We start from the raw sequence: 20,312 nt of genomic DNA, 5'->3' as shown, positions 1-20,312 counted from the left end.
AAGTTGGGATTCGTACGCATAACTATGGTGAGGGCCTCGGGCGGCCAAGCGCTCCAGTTGTGGACCGCCCACGCCCAAGCGTGACATCTGCCAGCCGGCGTCCACACTCTCGGTACGCAACAACTGCCCCGAGAGGCTGTAATACTGGCGCTGGTTGGGGCTGACGCTGGCCGGTGCCGACTCACTCAGCGCGTGCAGCCGAGGGTCCCACTGTTCCAGCTGCGACCCTTGGCTGCCAAACACCCGGCGGCCGATACGTGCGCGGGGCAGATCCTGGTAGGTGCCACGCTGGTAGGCCACGCTGCGGACCGCCAAGCCACGAGGGTCAATGGCCGATAGTGTGGGCGTATGTTGGTGCAGGAGATAAGACATGGCGTAATGACCTGAATAGTAAAAGATCAGCCAAGCCTAGAGATCGCTCACAGGCACACGCGGTACTGAGCGCAATGGAGTGTGTCGATGTATGAAGGAGCCGCTGCGGCGGCCCATCCATCCTTCTACTTAGTGAGGCCGCGGGCCTCGGCGCCAGCCCGCCGACAAGGCCGAATACCCGCCCCTGGCCAACTGAACGAAAAAGCCACGCCATTCGGTCAGCGCGGAAATCACGCCGCGGGCCGCCATCACAATGTTGCGAGTCATCCGGCCCTGGGCGGCCACGGGCAAGCCCGTGAGCGCAACGGCCAATGCCTCGACACCGGACGCGGCCCAGTACGTCCACACCTGATTGAACATTCTGCTTAGCCCACCGTGCATCGTCGCGACAGGGTCCGGCACCTGCAGGGTTTGGCCATGGGGATCGTGGGCGGCCGTCGGGTGACCGCCACGAAGCATCGTTCCCATCGCGCCATCGTAGGCTTCTATTGCAGGTGACACATTGGGTTGCATCAGCGCAGGCACTTCCCCGCCGTATACCGCGTTGGCCACGGTTGCAAGGGCATAGGCCGCCGTCGCTCCGGCGGTGCGCGTGACCCTGCCGCGCAGGGGCGTGCTGCCCCAGGAGACGCCGGAACCGTGCCCACGAAGGACCTGCTGCGCGAGTTCCCTGGAGAGCGCGCGCACATGCCCGCCCAACCGTTGGACCGCCACCGGGTCCCAGCTGTCCTCGGTTTGAGCACCTGTCGAGCCGCCATAAACGGCAAACCCCATACCCGCGGCACCTGCAAAAAGAGCACCGATCTGTGGCGCAAATTGCGTCCAGTTACCGGCGATACCGGTGCTCATATGTGCCGTGGAAACGGCATCCAGCACCGCGACGGTAATGCGCAAGATTTGGTTGCGTTGCGCCGTGGGCTCGAGGGTGCTGAAGAGCGCCAGATCGACGCCCGTCGAAAGGGCGTTGCCGATATAGGTGGATAAACCATCGCGAATCGCGGCCGATGCAGCCGCTTGCATCCTGGGTCGAAAAATACGCTGCATCTGCGCAAGCCTGCGGCTGATGGAAAGCCTGCGCAGTTGCATCTGGCGGGGCTGCTCTAAAGCCGGCGTCGCCGCCAGACCCTGCGCATCAACCTTAGTGACAGGGTTACCACCCACCATGGCGTAAACATTCAAGCCATCCGCATCGCCGGTCGGGTCCGGGCTGATCCAGCGACACAACCACGGCGCGTAATACCTGAAGCCGTAGTAGGACAACCCACTGGCATCGCGCTCCTTGCCCGAATAACGGATGAATTTATAGCTCGCCTCGCTGGCGCTTTTCGCCGCCCACCAGGCGGTACCGCCGTAGGGATAATAGCTTTCCTGGCTGAGCAGTTGCGCCTGCTCGCCCAACTCGAGCGTGCTGCTGCCTAAGTGGTCCGACAAACCGTAACGGATCTGCGCATCTTGGCTGTCGCCCGAGGGGTGACGGTCCCAGGACAATACCCGGATGGTGAGGGTACCGACATCGAGGCTGAGTACATTCAGTTGCTCACCCGTTGCACTGTCATGGCGAATCTCCAACCCTGGCAAGTAGCGCACCTGCGCCGTATGCGACACACCTTTGGCTTGGGTGACCCGGCGCTTGAGGAGGCGTCGTCCGGTCGCATCGTATGCGTAGCGTTCCTCATCGTCGCTTCCGCCCTCGCGCAGCACCTGGGTGATGCGCACCAGTTGATTGCGCACATCCCAGCCCATGTTTTGATCGCCCTCCAGTGCTTGCAGATTGCCGTTGCGGTCAAAGCCCTGCCCCAACCCCGGCACAGCCCTGCCATCGGCCTGCGGCACGAAATGATTGCTGCGCGCGGCCACGCTCATCTGGCGCGTGAACCCCGTGCCGCTGCTGGGCACGTGCTGCAACTCAAGCAAGTTGCCGGCCGCGTCATAGCGGAACTGCTGGGTGTAGCGACGCCAGACGCTGTCGTCAGTCGAGCCGAACGCCACCCTCGCCGGTAACGCGGGGCCGCCCTTGTTACCCGCGGTTTCACGCCCGGTGGCCTTGGTCAATTGCGATAACGTGTCGTACTCATAAACGCTGGCCGAACTGATCCGGGTGTTACTCGACCATTGTGTTGGCTGGGCAAGATCGTCTACCCGCACAACGTTGCCGACGCAATCATAATCGTAGGTCAGATCTTGCAGTGCGGTGCCCGTCGGCCCTTGCACATGGGCACTCATCTGCCGCAAGCGACCATCGGCGTCACCGTAGAGCAAGGTACGCACAACGCCATTCCCGGCGCGTTCGCTGATCACTTGGCCCGCCGCATTGTAGCGACGCTGGCCCATCAACGGCGTGCGCACACCGCCCGTAGGCAACACAGCGATGCTCGCCGGCAGGCCGTCAATACCATAGCCATACTCAAGGCGATTGCCCTTGGCATCCGTGTGATGCAAGCGCTCACCCAGTGCATTGAAACCCGTTGATGTCTGGAAACGCTCGGGGTCCAGGCGCACGTCGCGTTGCGCATCGGGCAGCGGCCAATCCAGCGCAGCAGTTGCCTGCCGGAAGCATCGAGTCTGCTGGACAACTTCTCCGTGCAGCGCATAAAAATCGTGGAACAACGAACCCCCGCCATCATCATGGCGAATCACCCGGCCACAGCGATTGCGTGCGGCCTCGTCGCCCGAGTGTGGGGCATAGGCAATACGCTCGACACACAGCGGTTGCTCGTCATTCGCTGCTTGCTCGAAGACGGCGGCGGGCCGCACGTATTGGTCGTAGTGATGCGCCTGATGGGCGCCCCGCCCGTCCCACTCGTCCAGTAACTGCCCGGCCTCACCCGGCAACGTGAGCCGCCAACCGGCATCCACGCTGTCGACGCGCAACGCATGCCCGCCAAGGCTGTAGACCGTGCGTTGATTGGCTTGAGTGCCAGCCTGTGAGCGCGACAATTGCCACAGGCGCGGATCCCACTGCTCGATCATCAAGCCAGAACGGCCGAACACCTGACGATGAATGCGCACTTGCGGTTCAACCTGTGCCGTTGAGCGGTGATAGTCAATGTGACGGACAATCAATCCACGCGGGTCGATAGCGGCCAGGGACGGCGTATTTCGGTGGACGGAATTAGACATGACCTCAAGACCTCACTTGTGAATAAGTAGTCTTGAAAGCCTAGGGAGAGTGGAGGGGGCAAGGTGGTGCTGGAAGATATTTTATGTATCCGGACGCTGGCATCGCCTCGACCCGCTCGCGCGGGTCGAGGCTGCGCTCAATGCCCGCCGGCGCAGGTCGGCGAGGCCGGGGCTGCGTCGGTTTTCGCCCATTCCTCAGGCGTATAGGTATGCAGCGCCAGCGCATGAAATTCGCTCATCAGGTCACCCAGGGTGGCGTAGACCTTCTGGTGGCGCTTGACGCGGTTAAGCCCCTCGAACTGCTCGCTGACCAGCACGGCCTTGAAGTGGGTCTGCAACCCACGGCTGTGCATATGGCTTTCATCCAGCACGCTCATATGTTGCGGGCTCAGGGTGGCAAGCGCCGTTTCGATACGCTGTTGCATGGTCATTGCTGCTTACTTCTTCTTGGCCGGTGCGGCGGCTTTAGGCGCGAGCTGGTTGGTCATGTCTTCCAACAGCTTATTCACCACCGGCACGGCGCTTTCCAGCTTGGCTTGGGTCATCTGGGCCGATTGTTGAGTCAACTGCGGCATTTTTTCCAGGACTTTTTTGCCCAGAGGCGACTGGTAGAAGGCAACCAGGTCCTTGAGTTCGGATTCGCTGAAGTTGGTGGTGTAGAGCTTGACCATGTCTGGTTTCAGCTTCGGCCAGCCGATAGCCTGGTCCAGGGCGGCATTAGCCTTGGCCTGGTAGCTGTCCAGTACGGACTGCTTGGCGGCAGGCGCCTTGATCTGTTCGAAACGCTGGGCGAACATTTGCTGCACTTGCATGTACACCGGGGTACCCAGCTTGTCGGCGTGGGCCAGGGTAAGGAAGGCTTCGGCACTGGCGTTATGGCTGGCGGTATCGGCAAAGACTTGGCCGCTGGCGCAAACCAGAGCAACCGCGGTACAGATGGCACGAAGACGAGTCATCGAGTTTCCTTTCTAGCAGGCGAGGTATTACCCCAAGGGCGACTATTCTGCGCCTAATAAACGAGATGTCTCAACCCCACCCCTTATCGGGCCTGGTTTTGCGGGACTTGAACCCGATGAAAATTCTTTTATGGAACCCCACTGGCCCATCACGGCCTAAACTGCGCAAACGAACCTGAAGGAGTGTGCCCGATGAGCCGTATCGAAACCGACAGCCTGGGAGACGTCCACGTCCCGGATGACGCTTACTGGGGCGCGCAGACCCAACGTTCGCTGGTCAATTTCGCCATCGGCGAGCAACGCATGCCACTGGCGGTGCTGCACGCCTTGGCCCTGATCAAGAAGGCTGCGGCGCGGGTCAACGACCGCAACGGCGACTTGCCCGCCGATATCGCCCGCCTGATCGAACAGGCCGCCGATGAGGTGCTCGACGGTCAACATGACGACCAGTTCCCGCTGGTAGTGTGGCAAACCGGCAGCGGCACCCAAAGCAACATGAACGCCAATGAGGTGATCGCCGGCCGTGCCAACGAGCTGTCGGGCAAGACCCGCGGCGGCAAGAGCCCGGTGCACCCTAACGATCATGTGAACCGCTCCCAGAGCTCCAACGACTGCTTCCCCACCGCCATGAGCATCGCGACGGTGCAGGCGGTAAACAAACAGCTGCTGCCAGCGATCACCCACCTGTCGGGTGGGCTGGCGGAACTGTCGGCGCGGCACATGAAGCTGGTAAAGACCGGGCGTACCCACATGATGGACGCCACACCCATCACCTTTGGCCAGGAAGTCTCGGCGTTTATCGCCCAGCTCGATTACGCTGAACGCGCGATCCGCAGTGCCCTGCCCGCCGTCTGCGAACTGGCCCAGGGCGGCACTGCCGTCGGCACCGGGCTCAACTCGCCTCATGGCTTTGGCGAGGCGATTGCCGCCGAGTTGGCCGCGTTGTCGGGGTTTGCGTTCGTGACCGCACCGAACAAGTTCGCCGCCCTCTCCGGCCATGAGCCACTGGTGACCCTGCACGGCGCGCTGAAAACCCTGGCCGTGGCCCTGATGAAAGTCGCCAACGACCTGCGCCTGCTCGGCTCCGGCCCCCGTGCCGGGCTGGCCGAGGTCAGGTTGCCGGCCAACGAGCCGGGCAGCTCGATCATGCCGGGCAAGGTCAACCCGACCCAGTGCGAAGCGCTGTCAATGCTCGCCTGCCAGGTGCTGGGCAATGACGTCACCATCGGCATCGCCGCCAGCCAAGGGCATCTGCAGCTGAACGTGTACAAGCCGGTGATCATCCACAACCTGCTGGAATCGATCCGCCTGCTGGCCGATGGCTGCAACAACTTCCAGGAACACTGCATCGCGGGCCTTGAGCCCGACGCCGAGCAAATGGCCGAGCACCTTGAGCGCGGGCTGATGCTGGTGACCGCGCTCAACCCACATATCGGCTACGACAAGTCGGCGCAGATCGCCAAGAAGGCTTACGCCGAAGGCCTGACGTTAAGGGAAGCCGCGCTGGACCTGGGCTACCTGACCGATGCGGAGTTCGATCAGTGGGTTCGCCCGGAAAACATGCTCGAGGCCGGGCATTAAGGCGCCAGGCGTAAACGCCGGGCCTTGAGCCCGGCGAGCAACGATGGCGCGAGCGCGACGGTCGCCGAGCCCAACACCACCACCAGCGCCCCGGCATAACCTATGGCGTTGATCTCTTCGGCCTGCACGAAGTCCGGCCATAGCCACGCCGCCAACGCCACGGCCACAAAGGTCACCAACGGCGTCAGCGCCAGGGTTGCACTGACCCGCGAGGCCTCCCAATGCGCCAGCGCTTCGGCAAACGCACCGTAAGCCACCAGCGTATTCATGCAGCACGCCAGCAACAGCCAGCCTTGCAGCGGGCTCAGTTGCAGCGCCTCCAGCGGATGCGCCCACGGTGTGAGCAACACGGCGCACGACAGGTAGATCACCATCATCACTTGCAGCGAATTCCACACCGTCAGCAATTGCTTCTGGCCCAGGGCATAAAATACCCAGATGGTGGTGGCGAGCAGGATCGTCAGCACACCGGCGGTGTAAGTACCCAGCGATGTCAGCATTTCCACCAGGCGTTGATTGAAGAACAACCCGAAGCCGATGATCAACACCACCAGGCCCATGCCCTGCCCCAGGCTGAAGCGCTCCTTGAACACAAATACACTGGCGACCATCAGAAAGATCGGGCCCATCTGCACCACCAATTGTGCGGTGCCGGGGCTGAGCATTTTCAGGCCGACCAGGTACAGCACATAGTTGCCCACCAGGCCACACACAGCCATGGCTACCAGCCAGCCACCCTTGGGGCCGAGTACTTTGCGACGGGGCAGGCGCTTGGTCGCGGCGAGGTAGAGGAACAGGCAACCGCCAGCAACGGTCAGGCGAAACCAGGTGACGGTGATCGGGTCCATCACCTGCAGCACCTGCTTGAGTTTGATCGGCAGAATGCCCCAGAGAAACGCGGTCAGCAGGGTCAAGCCAAAGCCATAGACCCAGCGGCCGGAAGAGATGTGCATGAGTGCCCCGAATGCCTGAGGAAGTGGAACAGCCATTCTAGGGGGACCAAGGGGTGCCTTGGCGAGCGATATTTTCCAGCACACACAAGCCGGCGCCCACTTTGATCCAGTGCTCCCAATAAAAACCTAGCGCACGGCTTCGAATAATCCCGTAGCGCCCATACCGCCGCCCACGCACATCGTGACGATGCCGTAACGCAGGTTGCGCCGCTGCAGCTCCCGCACCAAATGCCCGACTTGTCGCGAACCGGTCATGCCGAACGGGTGCCCGATGGAAATCGAGCCGCCGTTGACGTTGTATTTGGCGTTGTCGATTTCCAAACGGTTACGCGCATACAGGCACTGTGAGGCAAACGCTTCGTTGAGTTCCCAGAGGTCGATATCCGCCACTTGCAAGCCCCTGGCCTTGAGCAACTTGGGCACCGAGAACACCGGGCCGATGCCCATCTCGTCCGGTTCGCATCCGGCCACGGTAAACCCACGGAAAAAGGCCTTGGGCTTGAGCCCCAATGCCAAGGCCTTTTCCAGGCTCATCACCAATGTCATCGAGGCACCATCGGAAAGCTGCGACGAATTGCCCGCCGTCACCGAGCCGTCTTCGGCAAACACCGGCTTCAGGCCCTGCAAGCTGGCGAGCGTGGTGTCCGGGCGGTTGCAGTCGTCGCGATCAACCACACCGTCAAGGATCTGCACCGCGCCGGTATTCTTGTCCTCGACCTTGTACTTGATCGTCATCGGCACGATTTCATCGTCGAACAAGCCGTCGGCCTGGGCCTTAGCGGTACGCTGCTGGCTTTGCAGGGCATACAGGTCCTGCTCTTCGCGGCTGACGTTATAGCGACGCGCGACAACTTCGGCGGTCTGGCCCATGGGAAAGTAGATGCCCGGCACCTGCTCTTTAAGCAGCGGGTTGATCAGGTTATCAGTGTTGACGCTTTTCATGGTCAGGCTGATCGACTCGACGCCACCGGCGACGATGATGTCGCTGCACCCCGAGGCAATCTGGTTGGCTGCAATGGCGATCGCCTGCAAGCCTGAGGAGCAGAAACGGTTGAGGGTCATCCCAGCCGTGCCAGTACCCAGTTGCGAGAGTACCGCGACGTTGCGCCCAATGTTGTAGCCCTGCGCGCCCTCATTGGAGCCGGCGCCGACGATGCAGTCTTCGACAGTCGCCGGGTCGATGCCATTGCGCGAAAGCAGCGCATTGACGCAATGGGCCGCCATGTCATCCGGACGGGTCTGGTTGAATTTGCCACGAAAGGACTTGGCCAGGCCGGTTCGCACGCTGTCGACGATCACTACTTCACGCATGGGCTACCTCGATCTTGTCGTTGTTGGGAGATGCATCGAGGATAGATCCAGGCCTTTCCAACCGCGACGATCATTCACCCGGCATATACAAAAGCATGGCGGTGAGCCGGCTTGCTGTGGCGAGCAGGCGCCCTCGCCACAGATTAGCGCCAGCCAACGCTATTTCTTTTTCTTCTTGTGGTGCTTGTCGTGCTTGTCGGACTTGTCGAAGGCCTCTTCCAGCGCGCGGTTGATGGTGCGCAGCACCTTGACCCGCGCCCAGCGTTTGTCGTTAGCCTCCACCAAGGTCCATGGCGCAATTTCGGTACTGGTGCGGTCGACCATATCGCCTACGGCAGCACGGTAGTCGTCCCACTTGTCGCGGTTGCGCCAGTCGTCTTCGGTGATCTTGAAGCGCTTGAACGGAATTTCCTCGCGAGCCTGGAAGCGCTCCAGTTGGGTCTGCTTGTCGATGGCGAGCCAGAACTTGACCACGATCACACCTGCATCGCGCAACTGCTCCTCAAAATCATTGATCTCGCCATAGGCGCGCATCCAGTCCGCCGGGGTGCAAAAGCCTTCGATGCGCTCCACCAATACGCGCCCGTACCATGAGCGGTCGAACACCGTGAAGATGCCGCGCGCCGGGATCTTCTGCCAGAACCGCCACAGGTAAGGCTGGGCACGTTCGTCTTCACTCGGCGCGGCAATCGGCACGATGTGGTACTGGCGCGGGTCGAGTGCCGCCGCCACACGGCGGATCGCACCGCCCTTGCCTGCCGCGTCGTTACCTTCAAAAACCGTCACTAAGGCATGCTTGCGCATGCGTTTGTCGCGCATCAGCCCGGAGAAACGCGCCTGTTCGGTGATCAGCTGTTCCTCGTAATCATCCTTGTCCAGACGCAAGGTCATGTCGAGGCTGTCGAGCAGGCTCTTCTGATCCACCGACGCCAGCAACGGCGCCGGGTTCATGCCGCTGGCCTTGCCCTTGGGCAGTTTCAAGGCATTTTGCAGGCTCTCAAGCAGGATCTTGCCCACGGTGAGGCTGCGGTAATGCGCGTCGACGCCTTCGATCACATACCACGGCGCGTAGTCGCGGCTGGTACGGCGCAGGATGCGCTCGCCGAAATGCACAAACTTGTCGTAGGTCTCGGACTGCTGCCAGTCCAACGGGCTGATGCGCCAGCTGTGCAGCGGGTCATCGGCCAGGGCCTTGAGACGTGCCTTCATCTGTTTTTTGGACAGGTGGAACCAAAACTTGAAAATCAGCGCGCCTTCATCACACAGCATCTTTTCCAGGCGTTCGGCACCGGCGATGGCTTGGTCCAGGCGTGCGTCCTTGATCTCGCCGTGCACCCGGTTTTGCAACATCTGGCTGTACCAGTTGCCAAAAAAGATGCCCATGCGCCCTTTGGCTGGCAGTTGCCGCCAGTAGCGCCACGCGGGTGGGCGCGCCAGTTCTTCGTCGGTCTGCTGATCGAAGGTACGTACTTCGATCAGGCGCGGGTCCATCCATTCATTGAGTAGCTTGACGGTCTCACCCTTGCCCGCGCCTTCGATGCCGTTGATCAAAATGATCACCGGGAAGCGCTTCTGCTGTTGCAGCTCGTACTGCACCTCCAGTAAGGCTTCACGCAGGGCCGGCACCTCGGCGTCGTAAGTGTCTTTGTCGATGGCGTGACCGATTTCGGCGGATTCGAACATGAACGGCTCCTTCCCAATAGGGTTCCAGACTAGCGGATTGGGCACCACGCCAGTCAAGGAATTCCAACAGGCTTGCCGTGGATCAATCAGCGGACCCGATGGTTAATTGCCGGGAACATGACAAATGCCCAAGTCCTGGTGCTTCAACATCTGCTGCGTCAGGCGCTCCACTACTTCGGTAATTGCCTGACGGCGAGGCGAACGCAGTGCCTCCATTTGCTCGAGATACTCCCCATCAGTGAGGTTTTGGCTGTTCTCAAACAACCTTTGCTGCTGCGTATCAAAGGGCACGGTTGCCGACTGAAATGCTCCGGGAAACTGCTGTTTGAGGTGGGTTCTCCAGAACGCCAACTGTGTAATAAAACGCAAGAATGCAGGGGACAGCTCTGCCGTGCGCACTTGAGAGTGCGCCACCTCCAGACCGTCGCTGGTCACATCGGCAAATAGTGCAAAATTCATGTGCTTGGGCTGCCCGGGCAGTTGCAGGACCTGGGCCAACCCGACCCGGAATGCCAGGCTGACTTCCAGGGGGTCCGCGCAGAAGTTTTCGACGGCATAGGTAGCCGCAATTTTTTCCAGTTCACTGAGGCGAAACAAACCTCGGCTTAAGGTCAGCAGCGCCCCGGAATTGCCCTGCGTGCGACCCGCCTGAAGCATGGCCTTTTCGATCTCCTTCAAGACTTCGATCTGACTGAACATCTCAGCTGTACCGTCTGAACAGTTCGCCGGATGAGCCGCCAGTTGAAAGACCCGCTCGCGCAATTCCACGCTGTCATGGGTCGCCTGCAATACCTCCCAGACGCGCCGGGTCAAGTCTTCGTGCACGTAACGACTGTCCGCAGTACCGGACAGTTGAGCCAGCAATTGGAACAACGGTGTCGATTCCGGATCGTCTCGAAGGTTGGCCCAGACGGTCCGCTTGTGCAGGTCTCGGTTAGCCACTTCATCCGGCAACCATAATGCCCGGGCCTTCAACTCGGTCATGCGGGGTTGATCGTCCTCTACATACCCCATGCCGATACCGACGTCGTCGCGATAACGAACGAGCGCGTTTACCGTCGACCTGGATAACGGATTACCGCCCAGATTTATCGACTGGCTGAAACTACGCGGCGTTGTGAACAACCACTCGGGCAACACCGTGATCGAGTTGCCGCGCAGGTCCATTTGCTCCAGGTGAGCTGGCCGCTCAAGCCCCAGGGGCAGATCAGTGATTTTTGTGTCTTGTAATAACAGGGTATGCAAGTCACGCATCTTGCTGATATCCACCAGCTTCTCAAGCGGATTGTGGCTCAGGTCCAGCAAGCGCAATGCGCTCAAATCAGCCAACTTCACCCGTGTGTATTCGGTCAGCGCCAACCGGTTGCGAGGCATCGACAAATGATCGAGTTCAAACATTCGTGAAAGTACTTCCGGTAACCGGGTCAGGCGGTTTCGGTCCAGCTCCAGACGCTTGAGCCCCTTGAAACACTTCAGAAAATAAGCGACGTCGTCACCCAACTGCATGTTCTTGAGTGACAACTGCTGGACATGATCGAAGCGGACTTCTGCAGGCAGCGTCGGCAACGACCCCACGCGCATCCCGTCCAGGTTCAAACTGGTAACGGACACTTGGTGCTCATTCAGGACAACGCTTTGACGCCGCCAACAGGCTTCAATGCGTTCTGCCACCTGCTGACGGCTATCGCGAATATCACTCAGGCCCGGCTGTTTCTCCATGCCTTGGGTATCGCTCTTCCAGTGCTTGAGCAGCGCCCGCAAATGACCGAGCTCTGCCTCCAAACGCTTTACCGCCTTGGCCCGAGAAAGAGGGTCAGCGCCCAACGCCATCAGCAGCGAAGACACTTGTGCGTCACTGAACAAGGGGTATAACCGCTTCACCTTACGCACCAGCGCACGCGGATGAGCCAACGGCCCCGTCGGCAAATCGGCCATTTCACAGGGAACCGCCTCCTCGACTGGCTCGCTGACCTTGTGGGAAAAGGCCTGCGCTGCCAGTTCCCGTTCCCCCTTGGCCTGCGAAGCGCTCATGTATCGCAGGCGCCAAATGTTACTGGGCTCCTTCAGCGGTAATTCCAATGCTACTCGCTGGGTATTTGTCAGCACCGAATCGATTGCCTCGAACAGGCCGTCCGGCCCGGCATAAGGCCCACCGCTACTGACGCCGTGTTCATCAAACGCTTCAAACCCTGCGTTCGACCTGACCACGACTCGCCGCACGTCAGCCCCGTTCAGTGCGCCCAGAGCCAGTAAGTCTCCCTGTGGCGAATCCTCGCGCAACTCAAGCCGCAACGCCCTGCCCCATCCCGCCACGTGCGGCAATGACCGAATCGCGACCAGCGCGGTATCCAGGCCGGCCAACTCCGGCTGCTCAAGCCCCATCAACGCGCGGTCCAGGCGTTGTTCCTCAAGGGCACGTTGCACGTTCTCGGCCAATGCCATGGGAATACGCTGATTATCACGCAGGGACCCACGCTGCACGGTGGAGGTCTCGGCCATTAATTCGCGCATCAGCGCACGGGACAATTGCGGATAGGTGCGCCTGAGCAATGCCCATTCGGCCGGTACGGGTCCGTCATAAGCCTGATACAACTGCTCAAACAAGGGCTTGCGATCAGCCCTGAGCTGCGTGAGCAACTGACGCGCCAGTACGGCATGCTCCTGATCAGCGGCAACGCCCTCTCCGAGCAGGCCGGCCTTTTGGCTTGCATCCAGCTCGGATAACAGCGCATCAAACACTTTCCCATCGCTGAGCATCTGGTCGGTGACCAGCACACGCAGGCCGATATCATTAAACGTTGCGCCGACGGGATAACGGGCTTTGACGCTGCGCTGTGCATCCAACACCTCAAAGTAGCGTCCTTGAGGCCAGCCTTGTAACAAGGGCAAGGCATGCATCTGCACGATTGAGTTTTCGACGTTGGGGGACGCGCCGTTCTCCGACTGCCAGATCAAATCGCGAATGGATTGATCCAGCCTGAAACGCTCGTACAGATCGCGAAAGCGTGCGGGAAAGGGCAAGCACTCCTGGGCCTGGTAGACGCCCCAATCAGAGGGCTTATCCATGATGGCCTTGATCTGTACAAGTTTGCGGGGATGCAGCGAGGAACCAGGCCCTGTCGGCTTCAACCGTGAAAAGAGATACTCCTGATCCTCCCAATCGTCAGGTTGTTCGAACGCAAAACGCCATCGTCCTTCACCGTTATGCAGCAATTGCGGACGATAAGCCGTCTGCCGGACCCGGTGGCTGGCCCGCCATTGATCCAGTTTGGCGTCGAATGAAACCCGATGCACATAATCATTGACCTTGACGTATGAATGCCCCCCCACCTTGTAGACCCCCGAAGCGTGCGCAACCTCGTCGTCGACAACGCGCTGATCGTGGGCGTACTGAGAAATATCCGGGCGCCACAGCCGCAGATTGCCATCAGTGGGGCGTACCACCTCAAACTGGCGAAAAAAACTGTCCAGGTTAAGACCGGTGCGTTTCATTGCCGAACCGACAACCTTCATCCCTGCCGCGAACACCACCATCGAGGTGATATTTTCCGCGACCTGTGCCAGTTGCTTGAACGCCTCGCCCTTATCACCACGGCGCCAGTCTTCAATGCCTTCATAAAGCTCGCCCAGTATCTGGCCGACCGCCACTGCCGTCATCAGCAACCCCAGCTCGGGGACCACAAACCCGGCAAGGTTGAGCACCGTCAACCCGGCATCCAGATACGCCTGCAAGCGCTGCTCACGGACCTGCTCATCCACCTCCGCCACCGGTACCGCCAGAGCCCGCGCGTCGGCTTGCAGCTTCGCGGTGTAAGTCTCAAAAAAATGCCTCGCCAGGCTGACCGTAATAGGGTTCGCCTCCAGCGCTCCCAGGGTACGGGCTTGATCGAAACGGTTGAAAAAACCGACTCGGTCGCCCTGGCTCAAATACCGGTTAAAGAAAGCACGGTACGCGGCCACTTCAAGCTTTTGCTTGAGGTAGACCTGGAAGTCATCCAGCGAGGCATACTCAAAAAATGCCCGCTCCGGCTCATTGGGCATATACACCACGCAGGGCTCTTGTGGGTATTGCGCAATCGACCGGCCGGAGAACACCAGAATGCTCCACAGGCAAGCGCCTTGTGTATTCAGGCCTTGCCAAGTGACCGGCCGCCCTTGAAACAACACACCTGCGGCCTGAGCCTGGGCAGATGTCTGTTGACGCTCCAGCAGCGTGCACAACATCCCATAGCTGCCCGGTGAAAGATCCCCTCGCATCAGGGCAATGTGGGCATCGATTTTCATATCCAGGGTTTTCATCCGGCCGATATCGGTCGCGGCATCATTGACGTAGGCCCCATCACCCGTTCCGTCACTGTCCAGTTCAAGCACTTCACTGATGTGCTGCTGATACAAGCGGCCAAGGTCCAGGCTACGACACCCCTGGGCAAACTCGAGGGGAGTAATACCAATGACTTCACGAGCGACGGACCCCGACTGCAACAGCGAACCGGCCGGAAAGTGTTGCGCCCGAACTTCATCCTCGGAAAAATTCTGCATCGCCACATGCAGCAGGCTGTCCTGCACCAGCCTCACCGTTTTCACATACGTCAATGGCAAAAGTTCTTTCTCGTATTCGTCTACAGCACGAATCAAAAGATCCTTTCGGGGCTCCACAGCCACTTGCCATCGTGTCCCGCAGTAATCCTTGAGGCGCTCACTGCAAAACTCATCCAGCGCCTGCAAGGGTTTCAATCGCTCGGCAACCGCTGCCTGGGCATCTGCAACCTGCACGGCATCTCTCGTCAAAGCCTCCAGCACCCCAGGCGGCGCGCTGATCATCCAGCCCGGCAGCTTCTTTTGCAGCACCTGGGCTTTGTCCAGGTCGCCCGTCATTTCCAGCAAGGCGGCTTGCAGCTGCCTCTGAGTCAACTGGCTCAACTTGCTGTTCAAATCATCCTGTGTTCGCATCAGCAATATCCTTTATTGCCTATAAATCAAGGCATTACGATACCGCAGCGACCTGCACCGGATTAGCGCTGATTGTTGATCAATTGAACGCTGCGCGAAGCAGTTTTTTGCATGCGAAAAATACCGAGATACCACCTGGGATCAGCTCCCCCGCCCGTGATCAGCTAGAATGCCCGCCTTGTCTTTACCGAGCCGCCCATGAACCCCATCACCCACGCCCAGCTCGACTGGGATGACCAAGGTCGCCCGCACTCGCGGGCGTTCGACGATGTGTATTTCTCCGACAAGTCGGGCCTTGAAGAAACCCGCTATGTGTTCCTCGAACAGAACCGTTTGCAGGCGCGCTTTACGGCCTTGCCAGCAGGTGGGCGGTTGGTGATTGGCGAGACCGGTTTCGGCACCGGGTTGAATTTTCTCTGCGCCTGGCAGCTGTTCGAGCAACACGCAGTGGCCGGTGCGCGCCTGCATTTTGTCAGCATAGAAAAGTACCCGCTGAGCCACGCCGACCTGCAACGCGCCCTCGCCCTTTGGCCGGAACTTGCGCCCTTCGCCGAGCAATTGTTGGCGCAGTACATCGCCATCCACCAAGGCTTCCAACGCCTGGTGCTGGACAACGGCCGCGTGACCCTGACGCTGTTGATCGGCGACGCCCTCGAGCAGTTGCCGCAACTGGATGCGCAGGTCGATGCGTGGTTTCTCGACGGTTTTGCCCCAGCGAAAAACCCGGACATGTGGACCGCCGAGCTGTTTGCCGAACTGGCGCGCCTGGCGGCACCGGGCTCGACCATCAGTACCTTCACCAGCACCGGCTGGGTGCGGCGATTGATCAACGCGGCCGGCTTCAAGATGAAGCGCACGCCCGGCATCGGGCATAAATGGGAAATCCTGCGCGGCGAGTTCCTCGGCTGGCCCGAAGACGCGCCGCCGCCCACCAAAGCCAAACCCTGGTTCGCCCGCCCGGCACCTGTCGACGGTGAGCGCCACGCACTGGTCATCGGTGGCGGCCTGGCCGGTTGCGCCACCGCTGCCAGCCTCGCCGCCCGGGGTTGGCGTGTGAGCCTGCTGGAGCGCCACGCCGCGCTGGCCCAGGAAGCGTCAGGCAACCCGCAGGGCGTGCTCTACCTCAAGCTTTCGGCGCATGGCACGGCGTTATCGCAACTAATACTCAGCGGTTTCGGCCACACGCGGCGCCTGCTGGAGCACTTGCATCGCGGCGTCGATTGGGATGGCTGTGGGGTGCTGCAATTGGCGTTCGACGCCAAGGAGGCTCAGCGCCAGGCGCAACTGGCCGAGGCGTTCGCGCCGCACTTGCTGCACGTGCTGGACCGCGATCAGGCGCAACACCGCGCCGGCATCAACCTGGCCCATGGCGGCCTGTTTTTCCCGGAAGGTGGCTGGGTGCATCCACCGGCGCTGTGCCAATGGCAAGCAGCACATCCGTTGATCGAAGTGCTCACCCATCACCACGCCCTTGAGCTGCACCGGGTCGACGACCAGTGGCAAGCCCACGACGGCGAGCGCGTGCTGGCGAGCGCCAGCGTGGTGGTGCTCGCGGGTGCCGCCGAGATCAAGCGCTTCGCGCCCAGCGCCGAGTTGCCGCTCAAACGTATTCGCGGGCAAATCACCCGGCTGGCGCAAACGTCGGCGAGTGAGGCACTGGCCACGGTGGTCTGCGCCGAGGGTTATGTGGCGCCCGCCCGACTGGGAGAACACACCCTGGGCGCGAGTTTTGATTTCACCAATGAAGACCTCACGCCCACCGTCGCCGAACATGTCGGCAACCTTGCGATGCTGCGTGAGATTTCCGAAGACTTATTGCAACGCCTGGGCGCCGCCCCTCTAGCGCCCGAACAGCTGGAGGGGCGTGCCGCGTTTCGTTGCACCAGCCCTGACTACCTGCCGATCGTCGGGCCGTTGGCCGACCCCGCAGCGTTCCAACAGGCGTATGCAGTGCTCGGCAAAGACGCCCGGCAAGTGCCGGATACGCCCTGCCCCTGGCTGCCGGGTTTGTACATCAACAGCGGCCACGGCTCACGCGGGCTGATCACAGCGCCCCTGTGCGGCGAGCTGATTGCCGCCTGGCTCAATGATGAGCCGTTGCCAGTTCCGGCCAGCGTGGCCGAGGCCTGCCACCCGAATCGGTTCACCCTGCGCGCCGTGGTTAAAGGCAAGCGCGCAGCAAGCTTGGGAGGGCATTGAAGACATCACGGTTATTGGCCTTATAACTTATCGGTCTAAAACTCCACGGATAGCACTGGGTCAGTTTCTGGGTACGCGCCCTTTGGGCGTATTGAGTATTGACCCTCCCCAACGGAAAAACCGGTAAGGAATTTATGTGCGGATTAGCTGGAGAACTACGTTTCGATGCCCAACCTGCCGACCTGGCAGCGATTGAGCGCATCACCCATCACCTGGCCCCTCGCGGCCCCGACGCCTGGGGCTTCCACGCCCAAGGGCCGATTGCCTTGGGCCACCGGCGCCTGAAAATCATGGACCTCTCGGACGGCTCGGCCCAGCCGATGGTCGACGCCCAGCTTGGGCTGTCGCTGGCGTTCAACGGCGCCATCTATAACTTCCCGGAATTGCGCCAAGAGCTGGAAGCCTTGGGCTACGCCTTCTATTCCGGCGGTGACACCGAAGTGCTGCTCAAGGGCTACCACGCCTGGGGCGAAGCACTGTTGCCAAAACTCAACGGCATGTTTGCCTTTGCCATCTGGGAGCGCGATGCCCAGCGACTGTTCATCGCCCGTGACCGTCTTGGGGTCAAGCCTTTGTACCTGTCGCGTACCGGCCAGCGCCTGCGTTTTGCATCGGCCTTGCCGGCACTGCTCAAGGGCGGCGATATCAATCCGATCCTCGACCCGGTGGCGCTCAATCACTACCTGAATTTCCACGCCGTGGTACCCGCCCCGCGCACCTTGCTGGCAGGCATTGAAAAACTGCCGCCGGCGAGTTGGATGCGCATCGATGCTAACGGCAAGACCGAGCAGAAAACCTGGTGGACCCTGCCTTACGGCCCACACGAGGATGAAAAGAATCTGACCCTGGAAGACTGGACCGATCGCGTACTCGACAGCACTCGCGAAGCCGTGGCGATCCGTCAACGTGCCGCCGTGGATGTCGGCGTGCTGCTCTCCGGCGGTGTCGATTCGAGCATGCTCGTCGGCCTGCTGCGCGACGTTGGCGTACAGGACCTGTCGACCTTCTCCATCGGTTTTGAAGACGCCGGTGGCGAGCGCGGCGACGAGTTCCAATATTCGGACCTGATCGCCAAGCATTACGGCACCCGTCACCACCAACTGCGCATCGCCGAAAGCGAGATCATCGAGCAACTGCCGGCTGCGTTTCGCGCGATGAGCGAGCCGATGGTCAGCCATGACTGCATCGCCTTCTATCTGCTGTCGCGGGAAGTCGCCAAGCATTGCAAGGTGGTGCAAAGCGGCCAGGGTGCCGACGAGCTGTTCGCCGGTTACCACTGGTACCCGCAAGTCGACGGCGCCAGCGACCCTTACGCCGCTTACCGCGATGCGTTTTTCGACCGCAGCTACAACGACTACGCGGCGACCGTCGCACCGAAGTGGCTGACCGCCAATGACGCTGCCGGTGACTTTGTGCGTGAGCACTTTGCGATGCCGGGCGCCGACGCCGCCGTGGACAAGGCCTTGCGCCTGGACAGCACGGTGATGCTGGTGGACGACCCGGTCAAACGCGTCGACAACATGACCATGGCCTGGGGACTGGAGGCGCGTACGCCGTTTCTGGACTACCGCCTGGTCGAACTGTCGGCCCGTGTACCCGGCAAATTCAAATTGCCCGACGGCGGCAAACAGGTATTGAAAGAAGCGGCGCGCCGGGTCATCCCAAGCGAAGTCATCGACCGCAAGAAAGGCTACTTCCCGGTGCCGGGTCTCAAGCATTTGCAGGGCGACACCTTGAACTGGGTGCGAGAGCTGCTGCTGGACCCGAGCCAGGATCGCGGCCTGTTCAATCCGGCCATGCTTGATCGCCTGTTGACCGACCCGCAGGGCCAGCTGACCCCGCTGCGTGGCTCCAAGCTGTGGCAACTGGCGGCGCTGAACCTGTGGCTCAGCGAACAAGGAATCTGATTGATGAAACCTCTCGCAGCGGCTTACAGCCAACGCTTGCTGAAGGGCCAGGCGCCGACCTATGAGCGTCTGCAAGCGCGCCTGGCCGAAGATGGCAGCCCACTGGGCGCCGAGCCGATTGCCGTCCATTGCGGGTGGGGCCGGTTATTGATCGGCCATACCTTCCCGGACCCGGCGAGCCTGGCCCTGGAACTGCTCAATGAGCAACCTGGCGAGCGCGATATCGCGTTGTATGTGGCGGCGCCCCAGCAAATCCTGGGGATCGATCCTCAACAGTTGTTCCTGGACCCGTCGGACACGCTGCGCCTGTGGTTCAGCGACTACCGCCCAGCCGCCCGCGTATTTCGCGGCTTTCGTATCCGTCGCGTGCAAACCGAGGCCGACTGGGCGGCGGTCAATCTGCTCTATCAAGGGCGCGGCATGTTGCCGGTCGACGCGCGACGCCTGACCCCACGCCATCAAGGTGGCCCGGTGTATTGGCTGGCCGAAGACGAAGACAGCGGCGCGGTGATCGGCAGTGTGATGGGCCTTAATCATCAAAAAGCCTTCCAGGACCCGGAAAACGGTTGCAGCCTCTGGTGCCTGGCTGTCGACCCGCAGTGCACGCGCCCCGGCGTGGGTGAAGTGCTGGTGCGCCACCTGGTAGAGCACTTTATGAGCCGTGGCCTGAGCTACCTCGACCTGTCGGTGTTGCACGATAACCGCCAAGCCAAAAGCCTGTATGCCAAGTTGGGATTTCGCGCGCTGACCACCTTTGCGATCAAGCGCAAAAACGGCATCAACCAGCCGCTGTTTCTCGGCCCTGGGCCGCAGGCGGGGTTCAACCCCTACGCGCGGATCATTGTCGAAGAAGCCCATCGGCGCGGCATCGATGTGCAGGTCGACGACGCGGATGCGGGCCTGTTCACCCTCAGTCATGGCGGGCGCCGTGTGCGTTGCCGTGAATCCCTGAGCGACCTGACCAGCGCCATCAGCATGACCCTGTGCCAGGACAAAAGTCTGACCCACAAGGTGCTCAAGGCCGCAGGCTTGAGCCTGCCGCAACAACAATTGGCGGGCAGTGCCGACGACAACCTGGAGTTTCTCGACGAACACCAGCGCATCGTGGTCAAGCCGCTGGACGGCGAGCAGGGCCAGGGCGTGGCGGTGGACTTACAGACCATCGAAGACGTGCAGAACGCTATCCAAGCGGCGCGTCAGTTCGACAGCCGCGTGCTGCTCGAAAGCTTTCACGAAGGCCTCGACCTGCGCATTCTGGTGATCGGCTTTGAAGTGGTCGC

11 protein-coding genes and 1 pseudogene are annotated in these 20,312 nt (G+C 61.0%); 4 read left to right on the top strand and 8 right to left on the bottom strand.

All coding sequences use genetic code 11. The features are described from left to right. The 4 genes and pseudogenes from E0F99_RS22285 to E0F99_RS22270 form a co-directional block, all read right to left on the bottom strand. Positions 1-372, bottom strand: a pseudogene (locus E0F99_RS22285) (RHS repeat-associated core domain-containing protein); the annotation flags it as partial. Positions 373-501: 129 nt separating this feature from the next. Next, entirely contained in the window at positions 502-3,492 is a 2,991-nt protein-coding gene (locus tag E0F99_RS22280) for an RHS repeat-associated core domain-containing protein (RefSeq protein WP_083357592.1), read from the bottom strand. A gap of 137 nt (positions 3,493-3,629) precedes the next feature. Beyond that, positions 3,630-3,923, bottom strand: a complete 294-nt coding sequence (locus tag E0F99_RS22275) for a BolA family protein (RefSeq protein ID WP_083357591.1) — start codon at positions 3,921-3,923, stop codon at positions 3,630-3,632. Positions 3,924-3,929: 6 nt separating this feature from the next. Then, the gene (locus E0F99_RS22270; protein WP_083357590.1) at positions 3,930-4,448 is read right to left on the bottom strand and encodes a DUF2059 domain-containing protein; all 519 of its coding nucleotides are present in this window, start codon (positions 4,446-4,448) and stop codon (positions 3,930-3,932) included. 192 nt (positions 4,449-4,640) lie between these two features. On the opposite strand from E0F99_RS22270, the gene E0F99_RS22265 reads away from it, so the two are divergent. Continuing rightward, positions 4,641-6,029: a class II fumarate hydratase gene (locus tag E0F99_RS22265; RefSeq protein WP_083357589.1), complete on the top strand. Its 1,389-nt coding sequence runs from the start codon at positions 4,641-4,643 to the stop codon at positions 6,027-6,029. On the opposite strand, the gene E0F99_RS22260 is transcribed toward E0F99_RS22265, so the two are convergent. The 4 genes from E0F99_RS22260 to E0F99_RS22245 all read right to left on the bottom strand — a co-directional run bounded on the left by E0F99_RS22260 (position 6,026) and on the right by E0F99_RS22245 (position 14,824). Then, positions 6,026-6,982: a DMT family transporter gene (locus E0F99_RS22260; protein ID WP_083357588.1), complete on the bottom strand. Its 957-nt coding sequence runs from the start codon at positions 6,980-6,982 to the stop codon at positions 6,026-6,028. The two genes, E0F99_RS22265 and E0F99_RS22260, sit on opposite strands and share 4 nt — an antisense overlap. A 126-nt stretch (positions 6,983-7,108) precedes the next feature. Continuing rightward, positions 7,109-8,293, bottom strand: a complete 1,185-nt coding sequence (locus tag E0F99_RS22255; protein ID WP_083357587.1) for a thiolase family protein — start codon at positions 8,291-8,293, stop codon at positions 7,109-7,111. 159 nt (positions 8,294-8,452) lie between these two features. Continuing rightward, entirely contained in the window at positions 8,453-9,976 is a 1,524-nt protein-coding gene (gene pap, locus E0F99_RS22250; RefSeq protein WP_083357586.1) for a polyphosphate:AMP phosphotransferase, read from the bottom strand. 102 nt (positions 9,977-10,078) lie between these two features. Beyond that, positions 10,079-14,824: an NEL-type E3 ubiquitin ligase domain-containing protein gene (locus tag E0F99_RS22245; protein WP_242626919.1), complete on the bottom strand. Its 4,746-nt coding sequence runs from the start codon at positions 14,822-14,824 to the stop codon at positions 10,079-10,081. Positions 14,825-15,124: 300 nt separating this feature from the next. On the opposite strand from E0F99_RS22245, the gene mnmC reads away from it, so the two are divergent. From mnmC to ngg, 3 genes are all read left to right on the top strand, one after another. Next, the gene (gene mnmC / locus E0F99_RS22240; RefSeq protein ID WP_083357584.1) at positions 15,125-17,125 is read left to right on the top strand and encodes a bifunctional tRNA (5-methylaminomethyl-2-thiouridine)(34)-methyltransferase MnmC2/FAD-dependent 5-carboxymethylaminomethyl-2-thiouridine(34) oxidoreductase MnmC1; all 2,001 of its coding nucleotides are present in this window, start codon (positions 15,125-15,127) and stop codon (positions 17,123-17,125) included. A 134-nt stretch (positions 17,126-17,259) separates the two neighbouring features. Further along, positions 17,260-19,032, top strand: a complete 1,773-nt coding sequence (locus E0F99_RS22235) for an N-acetylglutaminylglutamine amidotransferase (RefSeq protein WP_083357583.1) — start codon at positions 17,260-17,262, stop codon at positions 19,030-19,032. Between the two features lie 3 nt (positions 19,033-19,035). Then, positions 19,036-20,312, top strand: a 1,277-nt coding sequence (gene ngg, locus E0F99_RS22230; protein ID WP_130908928.1) for an N-acetylglutaminylglutamine synthetase, incomplete at its 3' end; no start/stop codon positions are given.

The sequence above is a fragment of the Pseudomonas antarctica genome (assembly GCF_900624995.1).
In the GTDB taxonomy this organism is placed as follows: Bacteria; Pseudomonadota; Gammaproteobacteria; order Pseudomonadales; family Pseudomonadaceae; genus Aquipseudomonas; species Aquipseudomonas antarctica.
The sequence above is the reverse complement of the archived record's forward strand: the minus strand, read 5'-3'. Positions and strand labels throughout refer to the sequence as shown.